Below are 546 nucleotides of genomic sequence, written 5' to 3' on the forward strand. Positions count from 1 at the left end.
CGAAGTGGCTGATCGCTTCGGAATCTCGACCCGCTGGATCCGAGTCCTGCTGGCCCGCCACCGCCACGAGGGACTCGCCGGAGTCGATCCCCGCTCACGACGGCCTCGCGCCAGCGCGAACCGCACCAGCAGCACCACCGTCCAGAAGATCCTGAAGCTGCGCGAGGACCTGCAGGCCGACGGACTCGACGCCGGAGCCCAGAGCATCCACCACCACCTGCCGACCGGGGCCAGACCCTCGGTGACCACGATCTGGCGGATCCTGAAGCGCCACGGGGTCGTTGCCGCCCAGCCGCAGAAACGCCCCCGCTCCTCCTGGCGACGCTTCGCGGCCGAGACGCCGAACCAGATGTGGCAGTCCGACTTCACCCACTGGCCGCTGGCCGACGGAACCGACGCCGAGATCATCTGCTGGCTCGACGACCACGCACGATTCGTGCTGCACCTCAGCGCCCACGCCCGCATCACCGGGACCACGGTGATCGAGACCTTCACCGCCGCCGCTGACACCTACGGGCTGCCGGCGACGACGCTGACCGACAACGG

The 546-nt window shown here is 69.6% G+C and carries 1 protein-coding gene; it reads left to right on the forward strand.

The features are described 5' to 3' along the window. A partial coding sequence (locus ABD652_RS13930) for a DDE-type integrase/transposase/recombinase (protein WP_344722426.1) occupies positions 1-546 on the forward strand: 546 nt, incomplete at both ends.

Origin of the sequence: Nesterenkonia halobia (assembly GCF_039536005.1) — a bacterium.
GTDB classification, from domain to species: domain Bacteria; phylum Actinomycetota; class Actinomycetes; order Actinomycetales; family Micrococcaceae; genus Nesterenkonia; species Nesterenkonia halobia.